The organism is Streptomyces sp. NPDC005435 (assembly GCF_040703155.1).
Lineage (GTDB): Bacteria > Actinomycetota > Actinomycetes > Streptomycetales > Streptomycetaceae > Streptomyces.
In genome coordinates, this window is the sequence record NZ_JBEXEQ010000002.1 from 337,567 (window position 1) to 353,426 (window position 15,860).

A 15,860-nucleotide genomic window follows, 5' to 3' on the forward strand; every position below is an offset into this window, starting at 1 on the left:
GGGGCCGGGGCGGGGCTGACGCGGGCGCTGCCCCCGAGCGGAGCCCGGAGCTGGGAGTTGGGGCCGGGGGGGCGGGAGCTGGGCCCGGGAGCCGGGAGCCGGGAGCCGGGAGCTGGGGACCGAGAGCTGGGGCCGGGGCGGGCCTGACGCGGGCGCTGTCCCCCAGCCGGGCCCGGGACTGGGAGCGGGGTCGGGGGAGGGCTGACCCGGGAGCCGGGAGCCGGGAGCCGGGAGCCGGGGACCGAGAGCTGGGGGCTGGGGGTTGGTGTGGGAGTGACGTGGGCGTTGGCCCCGAGCGGTGGCTCAGGGCCGCTCCGGGAAAACCGGTACCGCCCCGCGACCCCCGCTGTTAGCTTGATCCACGTGTTCCTCCTCTTGGCATAGCGCGCGCCCCTGCCCGCGCGAGCGCCCGGCACACGGCCGGCACCTCGCGCGGCGCACCGTCGCGCCCTCGTCCCGCCTTCCGTGAGGAACCCCGCGCATGTCAGCGCCCGCTCCCGCGCGCCCCGCCGCGCCCTCGTACGCCGCTGTCCTCCGCGCCCCGCACGCGCGCCGCACCTTCGCCGCCGCGCTCACCGGCCGCTTCTCCTACGGCGTCGCCCCGCTCGCCATCCTGCTCTCCGTCAACCGCGCCACCGGGTCCTACGCCGTCTCCGGCGTGGTCATGTCCCTGTTCGGCGGCGCGGCGGTCTTCCTGATGCCGCTGCGGGCGTCCCTGGCCGACCGCTACGGCGCGCGCCGCGCCCTGCTGCCCATGGCCACGCTGTACGCCGTCCTGCTCTGCGTCCTCGCCGCGCTCGCCTGGCGCCCGGGCGCCCCGGCGGTGCTCATCGGCGCGGCCGCCGCGCTCGCGGGCGCCTGCGCGCCCCCGCTGGGGCCGGTCATGCGCGCGCTGTGGTCCGAGCTGGTCACCGACCGGCAGCTGCGCCACCGCGCCTACAGCCTCGACGGCGTCGCCGAGGAACTGCTCTTCGTCTCCGGCCCGGTCCTGGTCGGCGTCCTGGTCACCTGGGCGCCCCCGGCCTCCGGCATCCTGCTCGGCGCGCTGCTGGTGGTGGCCGGCACCGCCGCGTTCGTCACGTCCCCGGCGATGACGGGGCCGCGCCCCCGCTCGGGCCGGACGAGGCTGGGCGGGGTGCCCGGGCTGACGGCCCCGGTCGTGGTCGCCGCGGGTGCCGGGCTCGCGCTCAGCGGCGTGGACCTCCTGGTCACCGCCTACGTCGCACAGCGCTCCGACGACACCGCCCTCGTCCCCTGGATCCTGGGTGCGCTCTCGGTGGGCAGCGTCCTGGGCGGTCTCGCCAACGGCGCGATCGACTGGCGCCGGTCCGCCCGGGCCCGGCTGGCCTGGTTCGCGACGGGTCTGGGCCTCGTCAGCGCGGCAGCGGGCCTCGCCCCCGGCCTGTGGACCCTCACGGCCGCCATGCTCTGCACCGGCGCCTTCGTCGCCCCCACCCTGACGACGGCCTACCTCCTGGCAGACGAACTGTCCCCCGAGGCCACCCGCACCCGAGCCGGCGCATGGGTCAACATGGCGGTGAACGGCGGCAGTTCGACCGGCGCCCTACTGACCGGAGCCCTGATCGGCCACCTCCCCCTCCCCCTGTGCTTCGCCCTGACCGGCGCGGCATCCCTGACCACAGCGGGCGTCGCCGCAGCGGTACGCCCGGGCGGAGCGCCCGTCACCGGGGCCGGGGTGTCGGGCGCGCCCGCCGACGGGTCCGGGACGCCAGGCGAGCCCGCCGTGCGACAGCCGGAGGGGGTGTCCGTCACCGGGCCTCGGGCTTCAGGGGCGTCCGCCGACGGGGTCGGGGCGTAAGGGGGTGCCCGCCGGTGGGGCCCGGGGTGTCAGGGGCGCCCTCCGGCGGGGCCGGGTGTCCGGCGTGCCTGTCGTGCGACGGCCGGGTGGGGGGTCCGCCACCGAGCCCGGCCCCCGTCGACGCGGCCGCCAGCGAGGTCGGGTCCCGCCGGTGAGGCTGGGGCGTAAGGGGTGCCCTCCGGCGGGGCCGGGGCGCCGGGCGTGCCCGCTGGTTGGGCCGTGGTGTCACGTGCGTGCGCCGGTGGGGCCGGGTGTCGGGCGTGCTCGCCGTGCGGTGGACGGGCGGGGGTGCCCGTCACCGGGCCCGGGGCGTCAGGGGCGTCCGCCAACGAGGTCGGGCCCCGCCGGTGAGGCCGGGGTCGTAAGGGGTGTCCAGCGGTGGGGCCGGCGTGCCCGCCGTGCGACGGCCGCACGGGGTCTCCGTCGCCGAGCCCGGACCGTCAGGGATGCCCGCCAGAGAGGTCGGGCTGTCAGAGGTGCCCGCCGGTGGGGCCGTGGTGTCGGGTGCGCGCGCTGGTGGGGCCGGGGCGTCGGGCGTGCTCGTCGTGCGACGGCCGGGCGGGGTCTCCGTCACCGGGCCTGGGGCATCGGGGGCGTCCGCTGGTGAGGTCGGCCCGTAAGGGGTGCCCTCCGGCGGGGCCGGGCGTCGGGCGTGCTTGCCGTGCGACGGCCGGGCGGGGTGTCCGTCACCGGGCCGGGGCGTCAGAGGTGCCCGCCGGTGGGCCGGAGTCCTTCGGCGCGGCTGCGGGGCGACGGCTGAGGACGCCGGGGGGCGAGGCGCGGGCCGGTGGTTGGTCTGGGCCGCGCCTCGCCCTGGTCGCTCTGGGGGTGTCAGAGGCGGCCGCGTTGGGTGCGCAGGTGTTCCGCGACGGGCTTGAGGGCCTTGTTCAGGTCCTGGAGGGCGTCGGGGGAGAGCAGGTCGATGAAGTGGCGGCGCACCGAGGACACGTGGTGGGGCGCGACCTTCTTCATCAGCTCCAGGCCGTGGTCGGTCAGCACGGCGTAGAGGCCGCGCCGGTCCGACTCGCAGTTCTCCCGGCGCACCAGGTCCGCGTTCTCCATGCGGGTGATCTGGTGCGAGAGCCGGCTCTTGGACTGGAGGGTGGCGGTGGCGAGATCGCTCATCCGCATCCGCATGTCCTCGGACTCGGACAGATTGACGAGGATCTCGTAATCGTTCATCGTCAGTCCGAACGGTTGCAGATCCTTTTCGAGCTGGTACGTCAACAGCCTGTTGACCTCCAGGTGGGTGCGCCAGGCGCACTGCTCCGCATCGGTCAGCCAGTGCGTGGCCGTCTCGGTCTCCATGAATGAAGTCTACCTAAGATGTTGAATGGCGAACTACTCTGGGTGATGTGACTGTGCGCACGCGTTCGACGTCACACTCCGCAGACTACCGCTCACAGCCCGAAGCGACGCTGGAGGTCTCCCAGCTGTCCGGGAAGGCGCGGTACCCCTGAGGCCCCTGTGACGGGGCCGCCGGGCCCTGCTCCACCCCCTCCGGGTACCCCCGGTTCGGACGGAACCGCACCCGTCTCCCGCTCCGCCATCAGCGTCTCGGTGGACTGCAGCAGCACCGTCCCCGCGCCGACGAACTCGAACTGGTGCTCCTCCCCGGAGGCGCCCCCCAGACCCGTCATCGCACGTAGACCGCCCAGTACACCGGTCATGTAGCCGTGGTCGTAGTGATGGCAGGGGGACGGGCAGTCGGCCCAGCCGACCAGCGCCTGGGGGTCCACCCGGATCGGGGGCTCCATGAACACGACCGGCCCGTTGGACGCGGCCACGAACTTTCCCGTGCCGATCAGTGTCAGAAAGCCGGGCACGATCGACTGTTTGAGTGCCAAGCTTGGCTGGAAAGCGATCAAGTTGCCTGCGCGAACGGTCAGGTTGCCCTCGTCCAGGTCGTACGAGTTCACGTCGAACGCCCGGTCCGCGAGCAGCATCTTGCCCGAGCCCTCCGCCACGACCCAGTCGCTCGCGTGCAATGGCGAATGGAACGAGGAACGCACCAGCCGGTCCAGCCGCCCGTGCCCGATCCCGTTGAACTCGATCGCCCCGTAGTAGGCGATCATCTTCCCCTTCTGCAGGAACCACTGACTGCCCTTGAGCTCCACGCAGAACGTGTACGGGTTCACGTTGTCGTCGGCCGGCAGGGTCACGGGGTCGAACACCACCGGCCCGCCGGCGCCCGCGTACGCGCTCACAGCTTTTCCTCCGATGCCTGGACGTAGACCGTGCCGTTGCCGCTCAGCTCCAGCTGGAAGGCCTCGCCGGAGCCCCGCCCCACCATGTCGCGCCAGCCGAGCGCGCTGGAGAGCCGGTTGCGCACCTCGCCGTGATGGGCGACGTACGCCTGGGGGTCCACATGGACCGGGCGCTGCGGGGTGATCGGTATCGCGAAGACACCGCCGTGCGCCATCACGGCGACCGCGCCCTGGCCCTGGAGCGTGGTGGTGAACAGTCCCTGCCCGGTCGCCTGGCCCCGGACGATGCCCATGACACCGCCCTGCGAGCCCATGAACATCGTGCCCTGGCGCAGCGAGCCCTCGAAGGCCAGCAGCCGGTCCGCCTCCACGTAGAGCGTGTCGCCGGTCAGGCTGATCACCTGGACATGGTGGCCGCCGTGCCCGAAGAACACCGTGCCGCTGCCCTCGACCGACATCAGCGGGGCCGCCTCGCCCGCCACCCGGCGCCCGAGCATCGACATGATGCCGCCCTGGCCGCTCTGGACGCTGGGGGTGAACGACACGTCCCCCCGGTAGGCCAGCATCGCCCCGCGCTGGCTGAACAGCCGCGCGCCGGGCGAGACCGTCGCCTCGATCATCTTCGAGTTGATCTCCCGGAAGCCCATGTCACAGATCCCCCGCGATCGTGTTCCGCTCGCTCGGCTGGACGTACACCAGCCCGTCGCCCTCGAAACGGATCTGGAACGCCTCGCCGCCGCCCTCCCCGAGGAGCGTGCGGAACGTCACGCCCGACTGGAAGGACTGCCGGACATCACCCTGGTGGGCGATGTACGCCCCCGGGTCGACCGTCAGCGGGTACTGCGGGGAGACCCGGAGCACCACCGCCGGGCCGTCGGACAGCACCGCCGCCTGACCGCTGCCCTCGACGGTCGTGGTGAACAGGCCGTTGCCCTGCGAGGCGCCGCGCAGGCCCGTGAACGCCGTGCCCGTGCGCAGCCCCGCGTCCGTCGCCAGCAGATTGCTCGACTCCACCCAGAGCTTGTCGCCCCGCAGCGTCACGAGATTGATCTCGGACGCCCGGTCCGCGAACCAGCAGGTCCCCTGCCCCCTCACCTCCATCACCGTCATCTGCTCGCCGGTCAGCCGCCGGGTCACCATGCCGCGCAGACCCTCGCCACCGCCGCTCAGCTTCTTGAAGGCCATCTGCCCGTCGTACGCGACCATCGAGCCGTTCTTCGCCTTCACGGCATCCCCGGTCATGTCGACGGCGAGCACCTTGCCGCCCTGTAGTCGGAACGTCGCCACACCGCGAAAGTAGCCCGCCGCCGGGTGGAGAGAACAGGGCCCACGGGTGGAGAACGACCCTGAGCGCACCCCTAGGGGCACCGTTTGCCACAATGGGCGGCGCTTGTGCTTTCCTTCACAAAGGATCATGAGCCCGTAAAGGATCATGAGTCGCTCACCGAGCGGCCGCGACCGAGCCCCCAGCGACCTCCCCCACCGAAGGTGACCCGTGGACCTCAAGACAGCATCCGCCATCCGCCGCCTGCGACTGGTCTCGGCGCCCGAGGCCGTGTCCTTCCTGATCCTGCTCGTCTGCTCGGTGCTGAAGCGGACCACGGACTTCAACGCGGTCCCCGTGATGGGCGCCGTCCACGGCGTGCTGTTCATCCTCTACGTGCTCTTCTGGGCCGACGCCTGGAACCGCGCCAAGTGGGGCTTCGGCACCGCCGCGCTCTACTTCGTCCTCTCCGTCCTGCCCACCGGCGGCTTCTTCGCCGAGCGCAAATTGCGCCGCGAGTCCGAGGCCGCCGTCATCGCCGCCCGCGCCCGCCGCGAGGGAGTCGTGAACGCATGATCGTCGCCTTCTCCGTGACGCCCCTCGGCGTCGGCGAGGACGTGGGGGAGTACGTCGCCGACGCCGTCCGCGTGGTCCGCGAGTCGGGCCTGCCGAACCGTACCGACGCCATGTTCACCTCCATCGAGGGCGAGTGGGACGAGGTCATGGACGTTGTCCGGCGCGCCGTCGCCGCCGTCGAGGCCCGGGCGCCGCGCGTCTCGCTCGTCCTCAAGGCCGACATCCGCCCCGGTGTCACCGACGGCCTCACCTCGAAGGTGGAGACCGTGGAGCGTCACCTGCGCGGGTGACCTCCCAGGACGCACCCCCACGGAACCCCGGCCCCTCGCGGCCGGGGTTCCGTCGTCCCCGTACCCGGTGCGGTCGCCACGGCGGCGGGGACACCAAGATCCGCCCGGTAGTTTGAGCGTGAAACACCGCTCCGACGTGGGGGAACACCACATGGGTCTCTACATAGAGACGCACATCCGCACCGATCTGGACGACCTCTGGACCCGCACCCAGGACCCCGCCCACCGCCGGCGCTGGGACCTCCGGCTCACCCGGATCGAGTACCTCCCCCACCCCGACCCGGACACCGCGCCGCGCCCCTTCCGCTGCACCGCGCGCGTGCTGCCGTTCCTCACCGTCCACGGCACCGGCATGGCCGCCGCCGAACGCGAACGCCCCGACGGCACCCGCACCTCAGCCCTGCGCTTCACCTCCCCGCACCCCCTCTCCCCGCTCATCGGGGCCGGCGGCTACTGGCGCTACGTCCCCGACGCCCACGGCGTCCGCTTCCTCACCGGATGCGACCACCGCCTCCGCGGGGGCAGACCCGGCGCCCTCGCCGACCGGCTGCTGCTGCGCCCGCTCACCGTCTGGGCCACCGCCTGGTCCTTCGACCGGCTGCGGCTGTGGCTGGAGCGGGGCATCACCCCCGAGCGCGCCCTCGCCAACTGGCTGGCCGAACTCGCCGTACGCGCCCTCGTCCTCGCCGCCTGCCTCACCGGGCTCGGCCTGGAGCCCATGCTCCCGCTCCTCGGCCCCCTCGCCCCCGTGCTCGCCTTCCTGTGCCCGCTGCTGCTGGTGCTCGTCATCTCCGCCGCGCTGTTCAAGGCCCCGCTCGCCGGCACCCCGGCGGCCCGGCGCTGCCTGCGCTCACCCGTGGTCCAGCCCCGCGTCCCGGGCGTCCTGCGGACCCTGGAGCAGCAGGGGAGCCGACTCAGCCCGCCCCGGCCGCCAGTGCCGTCCCCAGCGGCGTGCGCGCGTACAGCACCTGATGGCCGTGCCGGGCCGCGGTGAGCAGGCCCGCCGCCCGCAGGACCGACAGATGGTCCGAGACCGAGGAGGGGGCGAGGCGGAGCCGGTGGGCCAGGGCCGTGGTCGTCGCGGGCTCCCCGAGCGCGGCCAGGACGGCGGCGCGGTTGCGCCCCAGGAGCCGTACCAGCGCCTGCGGAGTCCGCCCCGCGGGCTCGGCCCACAGACCGCCGATGCCCCGCGCCGGATACACCAGCATCGGCTGCCACGGCGCCTCGAAACCCGTGATCACGTCCGGCCAGCAGAACACGCTCGGCATCAGCAGCAGACCCCGGCCGCCGAGATCGCGCGCGTACCGCCCCTGCGGCAGCGTCAGCGTCCGGCCGTCCCAGGACAGCCGCGCGTCCAGCTCCGGCAGCAGCGCGCCCAGGCCCACCTCGGCCAGCCTGCGCGAATGGAAGGCCACGTCCGCCTCCAGGAGCGCCCGCAGCCGGGGCCACTCCGGCGCCACCAGCACCCGCCAGGCCGCCTCCAGGAGGTCCGCCAGCTCCCGCACCATCCGTACGGGGTCCGCGAGCCACGCCCGGCCGCGCGCCGACTCCAGGGCCCCCGGCGTACAGGCCAGCGAACGCGCCGTCTCCGCCCGCGCCGCCGCCGGATCGGCCGACCGCACCGCCGCGATCTCGTCCTCGAAGGCCGTCAGCGGCCCGAGCGGCGGCGGACTGAGCCAGTCCGGCGAACTGCCCCGGCGCGGCATCAGCAGCCACAGCGGCGCCAGATCGAGCCCGGCAGCCGCCGCGCGCACCCGCCGCAGCCAGGGCCCGTGATAGCCGTGCCGGTCCGGCCGGCGCAGCGTCCGCACCGCGTCCTGCGTCTCCCACAGCGGCGAGATCGCGAACCGGCAGCGCAGGAAGTCCTCCTCGCCGAAGCGGAGCTGCGAGGGCACGGCACCTCCGTCACTGTGGAGCGCGCGCGTTCATGGAGCGCGATTCGGCTGGAGCCGAAACTCTACGGCGCCCCGCCTCCGCCCCGGCACCCTGCCCGTCATGTCCGCACCACCCCAGAACACGGCGCCCCCGGCCCCCGCCGGCTACCGGGGCGTCCTCGCCGTCCCCGAGTTCCGCGCCGTCTTCGTCGCGCACGTCCTCTCGCTGCTCGGCATGATCGTCACCGAGATCGCCCTCTCCGTCCTCGTCTACGACCTCACCGGCTCCCCGCTGATGAGCGCCCTCGTCTTCGCGCTCGGCTTCCTGCCCTACGCCGTCGGCGGCACCCTTCTCGCCCCGGTCGCCGACCGCTTCCCGGCCCGGCGCGTGCTGGTCACCTGCGACCTGGTGTGCGCGGCGTGCGTGGCCGCCATGGTCGCGCCGGGCGCCGGCGTCGGCACCCTGCTCGTCCTGCGCTGCTGCCTCGCCGTCGTCGCGCCCGTCTTCAGCGGCACCCGCATGGCCACCCTCGCGGACGTGCTCGGCGACGGAGAACCGTTCGTGCTCGGCCGCTCCCTGCTGCGGATCGTCTCCCAGAGCGCGCTCCTCGTCGGCTACGGCCTCGGCGGCCTCCTGCTCACCGTCACCGCCCCGCGCCACGCCCTGCTCATCACGGTGGCCACCTTCCTCGCCTCCGCCCTGCTGCTGCGCCTGGGCACCCGCCACCGCCCCGCCCGGGCCCACGACCGGGGAACCGGTACCCAGGGAGGACTCCGCGCCCTCTTCGCGCACCCGCGCGTGCGCGTGCTGCTCCTCGTCTTCTGGGTGCCCGCGCTGTTCTGCGTCGTCCCCGAGGCCCTGGCCGCCCCCTACGCCCACGCCCTCGGCGCGGGCTCCCCGGGCCTCGGCCTGCTGATGTGCGCGCTGCCGGTCGGCACCGTCGCCGGCGAGCTGTACGCCGGAGCCCGGCTCGCCCCGGCCACCCGCGAACGGATCGTGCTGCCGCTGCTCTGCCTCACCCTGCTGCCCTACACCGCCTACGCCCTGCGCCCCGGCCTGTGGCCCTCGCTGCTGCTCCTGGCGCTCGCGGGCGCGGGCTCCGCGTACACCCTCGGCCTCGACCAGTGGTTCGTACGGGCCGTGCCCGAGGAGCTGCGCGGCCGGGCCATGACGGTGCTCAGCGCCGGGCTGATGACCGTCCAGGGCGCCGGGATGGCGCTCGCGGGCGTCGCCGCCGAGGTCACGGGCGTACGCACGGCCGTCGCGGGGGCCGGGGTGCTCGGCGCGCTGTGCTGCGCCGGGCTCGCGGTGGCCTGCCGGGCGACCGAAGGGCGAGACGGGGCTGACCGGCATATGACCGGCCGGTAGTGTCTGATGACGTGCCCAAGCCTCTCGGACTCCCCTTCGACCCCATCGCCCGCGCCGACGAACTCTGGAAGCAGCGCTGGGGAAGCGTGCCCTCCATGGCCGCCATCACCTCGATCATGCGGGCCCAGCAGATCCTGCTCGGCGAGGTCGACGCGGTGGTCAAGCCGTACGGACTGACCTTCGCGCGCTACGAGGCGCTGGTGCTGCTCACCTTCTCCAAGGCGGGCGAGCTGCCGATGTCCAAGATCGGCGAGCGGCTCATGGTGCATCCCACGTCCGTGACGAACACGGTGGACCGGCTGGTGAAGTCGGGTCTGGTGGCCAAGCGCCCCAACCCCAACGACGGCCGCGGCACCCTCGCCGTCATCACCGACAAGGGCCGCGAGGTGGTCGACGCGGCCACCCGCGACCTGATGGCGATGGACTTCGGGCTCGGCGCGTACGACGCGGAGGAGTGCGGGGAGATCTTCGCGCTGCTGCGGCCGCTGCGGGTCTCGGCGCACGACTTCGCAGAGGACTGACCGGCGCCGACAGGCGAGTGACCAGGGCCGATACGGCAGGGCGGACCCGGGGCAAGATCTCCCGGAACGGGTGGTTACGCTCGACGGCATGAAAAAGAGCGTGCTGACCCGCTACCGAGCCCTCGCCTACATCACCGGCGTGCTCCTGGTGCTCCTGTGCCTGGGCATGATCGCGAAGTACGTCTTCCACCTGGACGGCGCCGAGGACTTCACCCGGGTCGTCGCCATCGCGCACGGCTGGCTCTACGTCGTCTACCTGGTCTTCGCCTTCGACCTGGGCTCCAAGGCGAAGTGGCCGGTCGGTCGCCAGCTCTGGGTGCTGCTCGCGGGCACCATCCCGACCGCCGCGTTCTTCGTCGAGCGGAAGATCAGCCGCGAGCTGGAGTCCAAGGTCCAGGGCGCCGCTCCCGCCCCGGTCAAGGTCTGATTCGTACCGCCGTACGGGTGTCGTACGGCGGTCCCCCATCGACATTTACTAGGACGTCCAAGTAAATTCGAGGGTATGGACGCTCACGCGATCGACGAAGGCCGCCGCCGCTGGCAGGCCCGGTACGACGCCGCGCGCAAGCGCGACGCAGACTTCACCACGCTCTCCGGCGATCCGGTCGAGCCGGTGTACGGCCCCCGCCCCGGGGATGTGTACGACGGCTTCGAGCGGATCGGCTGGCCCGGCGAGTACCCCTTCACGCGCGGGCTCCATCCGACCGGCTACCGGGGCCGCACCTGGACGATCCGCCAGTTCGCCGGCTTCGGCAACGCCGAGCAGACCAACGAGCGGTACAAGATGATCCTGGCCGCGGGCGGCGGCGGTCTGTCCGTCGCCTTCGACATGCCGACGCTGATGGGCCGCGACTCCGACGACCCGCGCTCACTCGGCGAGGTCGGTCACTGCGGCGTGGCCATTGACTCGGCCGCCGACATGGAGGTCCTCTTCAAGGACATCCCGCTCGGCGACGTCACCACCTCGATGACGATCAGCGGCCCCGCCGTGCCCGTCTTCTGCATGTACCTGGTCGCCGCCGAGCGGCAGGGCGTGGACCCCGCGATCCTCAACGGCACGCTCCAGACCGACATATTCAAGGAGTACATCGCGCAGAAGGAGTGGCTCTTCCAGCCCGAGCCCCATCTGCGCCTGATCGGCGACCTGATGGAGCACTGCGCGGCGGGCATCCCGGCGTACAAGCCGCTGTCGGTCTCCGGCTACCACATCCGCGAGGCCGGGGCGACGGCCGCGCAGGAGCTGGCGTACACCCTCGCGGACGGCTTCGGGTATGTGGAGCTGGGCCTCTCGCGCGGCCTCGACGTGGACGTGTTCGCGCCGGGGCTCAGCTTCTTCTTCGACGCGCATTTGGACTTCTTCGAGGAGATCGCCAAGTTCCGCGCCGCGCGCCGCATCTGGGCCCGCTGGATGCGGGACGTGTACGGCGCGCAGAGCGACAAGGCGCAGTGGCTGCGCTTCCACACCCAGACGGCCGGGGTCTCGCTGACCGCGCAGCAGCCGTACAACAACGTGGTGCGCACGGCCGTGGAGGCGCTGGCGGCGGTGCTCGGCGGGACCAACTCGCTGCACACCAACGCTCTGGACGAGACCCTCGCGCTGCCGAGCGAGCAGGCGGCCGAGATCGCGCTGCGCACCCAGCAGGTGCTGATGGAGGAGACCGGCGTCGCCAACGTGGCCGACCCGCTGGGCGGTTCGTGGTTTATCGAGCAGCTCACCGACCGGATCGAGGCGGACGCGGAGAAGATCTTCGAGCAGATCAGGGAGCGGGGTCTGCGGGCCCACCCGGACGGCCGGCACCCCATCGGTCCGATCACCTCGGGCATTCTGCGCGGGATCGAGGACGGCTGGTTCACCGGTGAGATAGCCGAGTCCGCCTTCCGCTACCAGCAGTCGCTGGAGAAGGGGGAGAAGCGGGTCGTCGGCGTCAACGCCCACACCGGTTCGGTCACCGGGGACCTGGAGATCCTGCGGGTGAGCCACGAGGTGGAGCGCGAGCAGGTCAGGATGCTGGCCGAGCGGAAGGCCGGGCGGGACGAGGCCCGGGTGAAGACGTCGCTGGACGCGATGCTGGCCGCCGCGCGCGACGGCTCCAACATGATCGCGCCGATGCTGGACGCGGTCCGCGCGGAGGCGACCCTGGGCGAGATCTGCGGGGTGCTCCGGGACGAGTGGGGCATCTACACGGAGCCCGCCGGGTTCTGAACCCCGCCCGCGTGCGACGGGGCCCGCCCGGACGGCTGTCCGTCCCGGCGGGCCCCTGCGCTTCCGTGCCGTACGCGGGTTCCGTACTGCCTCAGAACTCCTGCACGAAGTACGGCTCGACGGTCATCCAGCCGTTGCCCCGGGCGCCGTAGTAGGTGCCGTTGTTGTTCTGCGCCAGGGTGTACCAGGAGTCGACGTAGTCGGGGTCGTCGGTCCACCAGGAGGTCGGGATGGCGTTGAGGATCGCGTCCACCAGCGGGATGTAGGCGCCCTGGTCGGTGATCGTCAGCAGGGCGCCGACGATGGCGACGGCGAGGTCGTGGTAGTTGGTGTCGCCGTCGTCCTCCATCATCACGGCGTCGGCGAGGTTGTACTTGTAGTTCGACCAGTTCACGAGGATCTGGTTGGGCCGGTAGACCGTGCCGTCGTAGTCCAGGTAGGGCATGTCGACGGGGTCGACGCGGACCTTGCCGTCCTGGCCGAAGCCGGAGACCAGGGTGTAGATCTCGGCGGCGCCCTTGATCCAGGGCTCCTCGTCGTCGGACAGCTCCACCGCGTCGATCTTCGTCGTCCAGAAGCCGCCGGCGGCGGCCGCGGAGCGACCCGAGGCCGCGGTGTTCACGGCGGCGGGCGCGGCGGAGCGCACCCCCTTCTTCGCCAGCTCGTCACGGAGCACGTCGAGTCCGGCCGCGAGCGCCTTGGTGCCGTCGATGTCGACGACGTAGACCGGGTGGTCCGGGGCCTTGCGGGCGTCCAGGGTGTGGGCGTCGCCCCGGCTGTCGTAGGCGGTGACGGTCGTGGCGTCGTCGTCGGAGGCGGCCGCGGCGACCCACGGGGTGGTGCCGTCGGCCAGCGCGGCGCGCATGGACGTCGCGCCGAGGCGGAGCTGGAGCAGGGAGCCGACCTTGCCGCTGAGGCCCTTGGCGTCCGCGATGGCGTGGTCGGCGGCGGTGAGGTCGGCGGTGAGGGCGGGGTCGGCCTCGGCGGCGAGCGGGGTGACGGCGACGTCCGGGGACGTGAGGACGGCCGTGCGCAGGCGGGTGCGCCAGCTCTGGTCGCCGAGCGAGCGGGCGATGGCGCGGGCGGCGCGTTCCTGGGCGCCGGTCACCTTCGTGGCGGTGGCGGAGTGGGGGTGGGCGGGAGCGGTGGGCGCGGCGGCGGCCGAGGGGGCGGTGATGAGGGCCTGGGCGGCGGCGAGGGCGAGCAGGGTGGCCGTGGTGACGGCCTGGGCGGCGCGGCGGCGGGGCTGACGGGGTCTCACGGGGATGATCCCTCCGGATGCGAGTGGCCAGGTGGGGGAGTGACGCACTGTCAGGGGGGTGGTGCCGGGACGAGCGCCGGACGTGGGTCCGGGCGAGGTTCTATGCGAGTAGACCTCGCAGCACATGGTGACCTGAACATGTCACGTCCGCAAGACCTTCACACCGTCAACGACCCGCACGTACAGGGGAGTTCGGATCCCGTTCAGCCCTCGGCCGCCGTGACCCCCGCGAGCAGGACCGCGATGAAGCTCCGTACCCACTCCGTGTCCGCCGGTTCCGCGCTCACCAGCATCCGGTGCACGACCGTGCCCGCCACGACGTCGTAGATGAGGTCGATGGCGCGGCACGCCGCCGCCGGGTCGGACTCCGGCGGTATCTCGCCGCGCTCCTGCGCCCGTTCGCGGCCGGTCACGACCAGGTGCTTCTGGCGCTCGACGATCGAGTGGCGGATGCGCTCGCGCAGCGCGTCGTCCCGGTTGGCCTCCGCCACCACCGCGATCAGGCCGTTCCTGGCCTCCGGGCGGGCCAGGATGGCCGCGAACTGGAGCACCACGCCCTCGATGTCGGCGGCGAGACTGCCCCGGTCGGGCACCTCCAGCTCGTTGAACAGCTCGGCGATCGCGTCGACCACCAGCTCGTTCTTGCCGGACCAGCGGCGATAGAGCGTCGTTTTCGCAACCCCGGCGCGCGTGGCCACGTCTCCCAGGGTGAGCCGGGACCAGCCCAGTTCCACCAGGGCCTCACGGGTGGCGGCCAGGATCGCGGTGTCCGCGGCGGCGCTGCGCGGTCGGCCCGTACGGCCTGCTGGGGTGCGGCTCTGCATGTCCCCGACCATAACCGGCCGTCCCGGGGCGGTCGTGAGGGAGATCACCGGAAAGGGGTGTCGCCGCGGCCCCTTCTGCCATTACGCTACGACCCGTAGCGAAAGCTCGCGATGGACGTACGCGGGCGGCGGCCATCAGCGCGGGGTGGGGACCCCGGTGCCGGCCGGCATCGCTTTTTTCCTTCATGCGCGGGAACGGGGGAGGATAGACCCATGCAGCCACGGAACATGTCCATGAGCGGCGTCGTCGACCTCGCCGCGGTGAAGGCGGCCCAGGAGGCCAAGGCCAAGGCGGAGCAGGCGCGCGCCGAGTCCGCCCGGCGCGGCGGCGCGGGGGCGATCTCCCCGGCCGATCTGGTCGTCGATGTCAACGAGGCGGACTTCGAGCGTGAAGTCCTCCAGCGCTCCGCCGAAGTCCCGGTCGTCATCGACTTCTGGGCCGAGTGGTGTCAGCCCTGCAAGCAGCTGAGCCCGGTCCTGGAGCGGCTGGCCGTCGAGTACGACGGCCGCTTCCTGCTGGCCAAGGTCGACGTGGACGCCAACCAGATGCTGATGCAGCAGTTCGGCGTCCAGGGAATCCCGGCGGTCTTCGCCGTGGTCGCGGGCCAGGCGCTGCCCCTCTTCCAGGGCGCCGCCGGCGAGCAGCAGATCCGCGAGACGCTGGACCAGTTGATCCAGGTCGCCGAGCAGCGCTTCGGGCTGACCGGTCTGACCGTCGACCCGGACGCGCAGCCGGGCGCCGCCCCGGCCGAGGAGCCGGAGGGGCCGTACGACGCGCTCCTGGAGGCGGCCGTACGGGCGCTGGACGAGGGTGACCTCGCCGGTGCCGTCCAGGCGTACAAGAACGTACTCGCCGACGACCCGGCGAACACAGAGGCGAAACTCGGCCTCGGCCAGGCGGAGTTGCTCCAGCGCGTGCAGGGTATGGATCCGCAGAAGGTGCGCAGGGACGCCGCCGAGAAGCCGGCCGACGCCGAGGCGCAGATCGCGGCCGCCGACCTGGATCTGGTGGGTGGTCATGTCGAGGACGCCCTCGGGCGGCTCATCGAGACGGTCGCCCGTACGGCCGGTGACGACCGGGACGCGGTGCGGCTGCGGCTGCTGGAGCTGTTCGAGGTCGTGGGTGCGGAGGACCCGAGAGTGGTGGCGGCCCGCAGGGCGCTCGCACGGGCGCTGTTCTGACGGGTCGTCGCCATGTGGCGCGGCGGTGAAGGATTGGCCGATGTGGCGTGGGAACCGCCGCGCTTTACCAAATCTTGGTAATCGACTCAGCTGTTACTGCGAGTAAATCAAGGTCGCTGGTCTGTCCGGCTTCGCCCGGGGATCAGCGACTTTGTTCTGCCCAGTGTTGGCACCGTGCGTCGCCCTTTGAGACCACTGAGTCGTCTTTCGGTTATCCCGCCGTTACTAGGCAGTAACGAAGCCCCTTGTGCGGGCGACGAGAATGCACCACGATCGGCCACGCTCGGTCCATTTCCGTACCCCGGCACCCGGCCGGGTCACGGCGAATGTGTCCCCACCGAGCAGAGCCGGCGGCAGTGGCGCCGGCTCTGGGACAGGGGGGTCTTCGCCGCCGAGGCGAAGCCTGTCCGGAAGGTTGTGCGTGATGTGTGTCAGGCGCGACCAGTGGTTGTCGCTCGGGGGTGAACGCC

The 15,860-nt window shown here is 72.6% G+C and carries 16 protein-coding genes; 9 read left to right on the forward strand and 7 right to left on the reverse strand.

The window, feature by feature from the left end; genetic code table 11:
* The first annotated feature begins 481 nt into the window (after positions 1–481).
* Positions 482–1,819: an MFS transporter gene (locus AB0898_RS04580; RefSeq protein ID WP_366801315.1), complete on the forward strand. Its 1,338-nt coding sequence runs from the start codon at positions 482–484 to the stop codon at positions 1,817–1,819.
* 831 nt (positions 1,820–2,650) lie between these two features.
* On the opposite strand, the gene AB0898_RS04585 is transcribed toward AB0898_RS04580, so the two are convergent.
* From AB0898_RS04585 to AB0898_RS04600, 4 genes are all read right to left on the reverse strand, one after another.
* Positions 2,651–3,127 carry a MarR family transcriptional regulator gene (locus AB0898_RS04585; RefSeq protein WP_366801316.1) on the reverse strand — a complete coding sequence of 159 codons (477 nt, stop codon included), beginning with the start codon at positions 3,125–3,127 and terminating at the stop codon, positions 2,651–2,653.
* A 92-nt stretch (positions 3,128–3,219) separates the two neighbouring features.
* Positions 3,220–4,026 (reverse strand): AIM24 family protein, encoded by an 807-nt coding sequence (locus AB0898_RS04590; RefSeq protein WP_366801317.1) that lies wholly within the window; start codon positions 4,024–4,026, stop codon positions 3,220–3,222.
* Positions 4,023–4,673 (reverse strand): AIM24 family protein, encoded by a 651-nt coding sequence (locus AB0898_RS04595; RefSeq protein WP_366801318.1) that lies wholly within the window; start codon positions 4,671–4,673, stop codon positions 4,023–4,025. Before AB0898_RS04595 ends, AB0898_RS04590 begins: the two co-directional genes overlap by 4 nt.
* 1 nt (position 4,674) lies before the next feature.
* Positions 4,675–5,313, reverse strand: coding sequence for an AIM24 family protein (locus AB0898_RS04600; protein ID WP_366801319.1), 639 nt, complete (start codon positions 5,311–5,313; stop codon positions 4,675–4,677).
* 208 nt (positions 5,314–5,521) lie between these two features.
* Between AB0898_RS04600 and AB0898_RS04605 the strand changes: the two genes are divergently transcribed.
* From AB0898_RS04605 to AB0898_RS04615, 3 genes are all read left to right on the forward strand, one after another.
* A complete protein-coding gene (locus AB0898_RS04605; RefSeq protein ID WP_366801320.1) occupies positions 5,522–5,866 on the forward strand; it encodes a DUF3817 domain-containing protein in 345 nt (114 codons plus the stop codon).
* Positions 5,863–6,156 (forward strand): MTH1187 family thiamine-binding protein, encoded by a 294-nt coding sequence (locus AB0898_RS04610; protein WP_366801321.1) that lies wholly within the window; start codon positions 5,863–5,865, stop codon positions 6,154–6,156. Before AB0898_RS04605 ends, AB0898_RS04610 begins: the two co-directional genes overlap by 4 nt.
* A gap of 151 nt (positions 6,157–6,307) precedes the next feature.
* Positions 6,308–7,150, forward strand: coding sequence for a hypothetical protein (locus AB0898_RS04615; protein WP_366801322.1), 843 nt, complete (start codon positions 6,308–6,310; stop codon positions 7,148–7,150).
* Here AB0898_RS04615 and AB0898_RS04620 read toward each other — a convergent pair.
* A complete protein-coding gene (locus AB0898_RS04620; RefSeq protein WP_366801323.1) occupies positions 7,071–8,051 on the reverse strand; it encodes a DUF5937 family protein in 981 nt (326 codons plus the stop codon). The two genes, AB0898_RS04615 and AB0898_RS04620, sit on opposite strands and share 80 nt — an antisense overlap.
* A gap of 100 nt (positions 8,052–8,151) precedes the next feature.
* Here AB0898_RS04620 and AB0898_RS04625 point away from each other — a divergent pair, with 100 nt between their 5' ends.
* The 4 genes from AB0898_RS04625 to AB0898_RS04640 all read left to right on the forward strand — a co-directional run bounded on the left by AB0898_RS04625 (position 8,152) and on the right by AB0898_RS04640 (position 12,123).
* Positions 8,152–9,399 carry an MFS transporter gene (locus tag AB0898_RS04625; RefSeq protein WP_366801324.1) on the forward strand — a complete coding sequence of 416 codons (1,248 nt, stop codon included), beginning with the start codon at positions 8,152–8,154 and terminating at the stop codon, positions 9,397–9,399.
* An 11-nt stretch (positions 9,400–9,410) separates the two neighbouring features.
* A complete protein-coding gene (locus tag AB0898_RS04630) occupies positions 9,411–9,920 on the forward strand; it encodes a MarR family transcriptional regulator (protein ID WP_366801325.1) in 510 nt (169 codons plus the stop codon).
* Positions 9,921–10,008: 88 nt separating this feature from the next.
* Entirely contained in the window at positions 10,009–10,347 is a 339-nt protein-coding gene (locus AB0898_RS04635) for a DUF3817 domain-containing protein (RefSeq protein WP_366801326.1), read from the forward strand.
* 75 nt (positions 10,348–10,422) lie between these two features.
* A complete protein-coding gene (locus AB0898_RS04640; protein ID WP_366801328.1) occupies positions 10,423–12,123 on the forward strand; it encodes a methylmalonyl-CoA mutase family protein in 1,701 nt (566 codons plus the stop codon).
* A gap of 91 nt (positions 12,124–12,214) precedes the next feature.
* Here AB0898_RS04640 and AB0898_RS04645 read toward each other — a convergent pair whose 3' ends face one another.
* Both AB0898_RS04645 and AB0898_RS04650 read right to left on the reverse strand, forming a co-directional pair.
* Entirely contained in the window at positions 12,215–13,384 is a 1,170-nt protein-coding gene (locus tag AB0898_RS04645) for a DUF3103 family protein (protein WP_366801329.1), read from the reverse strand.
* 203 nt (positions 13,385–13,587) lie between these two features.
* A complete protein-coding gene (locus AB0898_RS04650) occupies positions 13,588–14,208 on the reverse strand; it encodes a TetR/AcrR family transcriptional regulator (RefSeq protein ID WP_366801330.1) in 621 nt (206 codons plus the stop codon).
* A gap of 213 nt (positions 14,209–14,421) precedes the next feature.
* On the opposite strand from AB0898_RS04650, the gene AB0898_RS04655 reads away from it, so the two are divergent.
* Entirely contained in the window at positions 14,422–15,390 is a 969-nt protein-coding gene (locus AB0898_RS04655) for a tetratricopeptide repeat protein (RefSeq protein ID WP_366801331.1), read from the forward strand.
* Positions 15,391–15,860: the final 470 nt, after the last annotated feature.

Bases quoted from the DNA above. Each gene is read 5' to 3' on its own strand.
- AB0898_RS04580 (WP_366801315.1), top strand. From the start codon at position 482: ATGTCAGCGCCCGCTCCCGCGCGCCCCGCCGCGCCCTCGTACGCCGCT.
- AB0898_RS04585 (WP_366801316.1), bottom strand. From the start codon at position 3,127: ATGGAGACCGAGACGGCCACGCACTGGCTGACCGATGCGGAGCAGTGC.
- AB0898_RS04615 (WP_366801322.1), top strand. From the start codon at position 6,308: ATGGGTCTCTACATAGAGACGCACATCCGCACCGATCTGGACGACCTC.
- AB0898_RS04625 (WP_366801324.1), top strand. From the start codon at position 8,152: ATGTCCGCACCACCCCAGAACACGGCGCCCCCGGCCCCCGCCGGCTAC.
- AB0898_RS04640 (WP_366801328.1), top strand. From the start codon at position 10,423: ATGGACGCTCACGCGATCGACGAAGGCCGCCGCCGCTGGCAGGCCCGG.
- AB0898_RS04635 (WP_366801326.1), top strand. From the start codon at position 10,009: ATGAAAAAGAGCGTGCTGACCCGCTACCGAGCCCTCGCCTACATCACC.
- AB0898_RS04655 (WP_366801331.1), top strand. From the start codon at position 14,422: ATGCAGCCACGGAACATGTCCATGAGCGGCGTCGTCGACCTCGCCGCG.
- AB0898_RS04650 (WP_366801330.1), bottom strand. From the start codon at position 14,208: ATGCAGAGCCGCACCCCAGCAGGCCGTACGGGCCGACCGCGCAGCGCC.
- AB0898_RS04610 (WP_366801321.1), top strand. From the start codon at position 5,863: ATGATCGTCGCCTTCTCCGTGACGCCCCTCGGCGTCGGCGAGGACGTG.
- AB0898_RS04595 (WP_366801318.1), bottom strand. From the start codon at position 4,673: ATGGGCTTCCGGGAGATCAACTCGAAGATGATCGAGGCGACGGTCTCG.